Here is a 3338-nt window from a genome sequence, read left to right as displayed (position 1 = left end):
GTTTTGGCACGCCAGGTGCGAATTGGCCCCCAACTCACCCTGAAAAGCGATCTTCTTGCGCCCTGTCATCGCTGAAGCGGTCCATTTCTCATGATGAATTGCCTGGCGGCCGCGGTCGGCCCGGCAGTGATGATACCCGAGCGGTCGCCGGGCGAGCGCGACGGCGGCGATCTTCGCCCCGCCAGCCGCTCCACTCGTCGTCACCCCACGGTCCCCGGATCGGGCCGCACATCTGTGGATGGATGTCCGGGCGCGGTACTCGAGCGATCGGTGGTGGCCTGTGACCACGCCGTGCAGGCGCCGCTAGACTCGCGGACCGTGTCGGGGGTAATGGGCAGGTTCGCGAGGGTGACTACGCGATGTGGGCGCGTGGGAGCCTCCAGATCATGATTATTAATGAAAGGTCGGTGGCGGCGGCGCTCCCCGGCTATGACCTGGGCGCCACAGTCGGTACGGGTGCGTCCGGGCTGGTGCTGGCCGGCCGACACCGTGCCCTGCACCGCGACGTGGCCATCAAGATTCTGGCCGCGGGGCGTGACAGTGCGGCTGCCCGTTTCGCCGGTGAGGCACAGTTGCTCGCCGCCATGGATCATCCGCATGTGGTCCGGGTCTACGACTACGTCGAAACCGACGATCTGCGTCTGATTGTCATGGAGCTGCTGGGCGGGGGGACCGTGACCCGCCGTCAGGCGGATATGCCACCGGAGGATGCCTGCGCGGTGGGTCTGGCGGTGGCCGCGGCACTGGCCTACGCGCACGGCCGGGGGGTGCTGCACCGCGACATCAAACCCGACAACATCCTGTTCGACACCGCCGGCCTGCTCAAGGTCACAGACTTCGGCATCGCGAAGATCATCGAGGGGTCGGCGGCCACCGCCAGCGCCATCGTGGGAACCCCGGTCTACATGGCCCCCGAACAGATCATGGGCGGCCGGCTGGGCCCGACTACCGACCTGTACGCACTCGGGGTTCTGCTCTACCAGTTGCTGACCGGGGCGCCGCCGTTCGACCCGACGTTGCCGTTACCGGTGCTGGCGCAGAAGCACCTCGATGCCATCCCGCCACCGTTGGTGGGGGTTCCCGTGCCGGTGGCGGCCGTGGTGCGCCGGGCGCTGGCCAAGGACCCCGCAGCCCGCCAGCTCTCGGCGCACGCCTTTGCCCTCGACCTGTCCCATGCCGCGGCCGACGCATACGGCCCGGGCTGGACCGCCCGCTCCGGGATCGTGCTGCGGCTCGACGACGACATCCGTGCCGTCGCCGATCGTCCCTCTGTGCGCACCGAGGTGTCGCCCCCACCAGCGGGCCCCCCACCGACCAACCTCGGGGGTTTCTCACCCCGGAAGGCATGGGCGGGTCGCCGAGCGCTTGGTCCGCTCGTCGTGGTCGCCGTCGTGGTCGCCGCGTTGGTCGCCGTGGGGATCGCCCATGTCATCGGGGCGGATCCGGTGCCTCCTGATTGCCATTCGCGGGCCGACGGTTCGGTCTCGCTGTCCTGGGTCCATGGTGACGGTGGCCAGTGCGTCGGCTACAGCGACGGCAGCTACCTGTTCGACAGCGGGGGGACCTCGCCCCACGCGGTTGACCTGCGCATCGTGCAAGGAAAAATCCACGACCAGAATCAGTGCGCAAAGGAACTCCACGACCGTTCGCCGGGGGAGTTCCCGTACCGGCTTATGACGTTGGTCTATTTCGTCGGTCTCACGGGGGAGACCGACGGTGACTGGACAGCCGCGCAGGTCGCTGAACTCGAGGGTCTGCTGACCTGGCAACGGGCGTTGAACCAGGTGAAAGGCTCCGCGAAGGGCTGCGCGAGCACGTCGGAGAACCCCTCACGGGTGGCGCTGCGTGTCCTGATCGCCAACGGCGGCAACACGATGACCTACGCGGACCAGGTGGCCCGGGAGCATCTCGTACCGCTGGTCTCCCGGCCCGGGGAGAACGTGCTCGGCGTCATCGGCATGGACCGCAGCACCACGGCGACCGGCCAGGCCGTCGCGACGCTCGGGAAGGCAGGCGTGCCCGTGGTCGCCACGACCCTGTCCGGGGACGGTATGGCGGACCACTCGCCGCTGTACTTCCAGATGGTGCCGGACAACCGGCGGGAAGCCCTGCTGGTCACCAGCTACGCGGTGCGGAACGCAAAGACGCGGATCAGCGTGTACTACCCGGAAGCGTCCAATGATCGCACCGGTCAGGGGCTGCCGGCGGTGGACGACCTTTACGTTTCCACCCTGGTACGCGACATCCAGGATGAGGTCCGTCAGGAGGCTGGCGCGAACCCCCCGGTGAAGCTCATCAATGATCTGCACGGCTGGTCACCCGGGGGGAACACGCCGGACTGGTTCCGCGCGCAGTGCGCGGCGCAGCGTCCGGATGATCTGATCTTCTACGCCGGCCGCTACAACGACTTCCCCGCCTTCGCGGACAGCATGCTTCCATGCCTCCGCGGTACCTCCCTGGTTCTCGCCGATGACTCGGTGTCGCGGTATGTCGTCCAGGCGGCGGGCCATCCCAGCACAGCTGTGTTCCGGTTCGTCGTCAAGGGCGCTTCCGTGCTGCTTGCAGGCAAGCCCTGTTTTCAGGGAGACGTGAAGGCCGGCGGACCGTTCGTCACCTCGTCCCTACAGAAATTCTGCACCGATTTGGCCGACATGTACAAAATAACCGGGATGACCCCACCCGACACGTTGTGGCCGGACGAGCGGATCGGTCTGGCCTACGACGCGGCAAAGCTCTTCGTCGACATCGTCACCAAGCGGCGCGATGCAACTATGGCGGACATCGGAGGGCTGCTTCGGGGGCCTTTCCCGGGCGACGAGCAGTGCACTGATACAGCCAGCCCGACTGCCGGTGCGTGGCCGGGTGCGACCGGATGCGTCGACTTCGGCACATCCCAGGTCGCGGTGGCCAAACGGCTGGCGGTCATCCGCATCGCCCTTGCCCCGACGGACCTGCCGGCCCCTCCCCGCCTGACGGGCACACCGCTACAGGACGTGGAAGCCAACGACGGGTACCCGTGCAAGTATGCCATCAGTGGACGGATTCCGAGGACGACCGATTGTCTCGGCAACCCCCTCAAACCGCTGGACACGGTTCGCACAGGGCAGCACTGACAATTTTCAGATCATGCTCTGCGGTCGGTCGCACACCGTCGTGCGTGGCTTCGCCGTGATTCCACGCTGCGAACTGTGCGCATCATTCAGAACCCCTGATCGGACGAGTCGAATCGGCCCTGACCTGCGACGATCCCGATTGCGAGCAGATTTCCGAACGACGTTCCGTGATTCGTGTGGGCCGATGTTCGACTGTTGGTCACGGTAGGAATTCGGCGTGTTTGG

The 3338-nt window shown here is 66.7% G+C and carries 2 protein-coding genes; one reads left to right on the top strand and one right to left on the bottom strand.

Going from position 1 to position 3338, the window contains the following annotated elements:
• A partial coding sequence (locus U9980_RS25820; RefSeq protein WP_322770307.1) for a hypothetical protein occupies window positions 1-204 on the bottom strand: 204 nt, incomplete at its 3' end.
• A 155-nt stretch (window positions 205-359) separates the two neighbouring features.
• Here U9980_RS25820 and U9980_RS25815 point away from each other — a divergent pair.
• Window positions 360-3113 carry a serine/threonine-protein kinase gene (locus U9980_RS25815; protein WP_322770306.1) on the top strand — a complete coding sequence of 918 codons (2754 nt, stop codon included), beginning with the start codon at window positions 360-362 and terminating at the stop codon, window positions 3111-3113.
• Window positions 3114-3338: the final 225 nt, after the last annotated feature.

The sequence above is a fragment of the Protofrankia sp. Cr1 genome, assembly GCF_963555865.1.
Lineage (GTDB): Bacteria > Actinomycetota > Actinomycetes > Frankiales > Frankiaceae > Protofrankia.
This window is presented reverse-complemented; position numbering and strand designations above follow the sequence as displayed.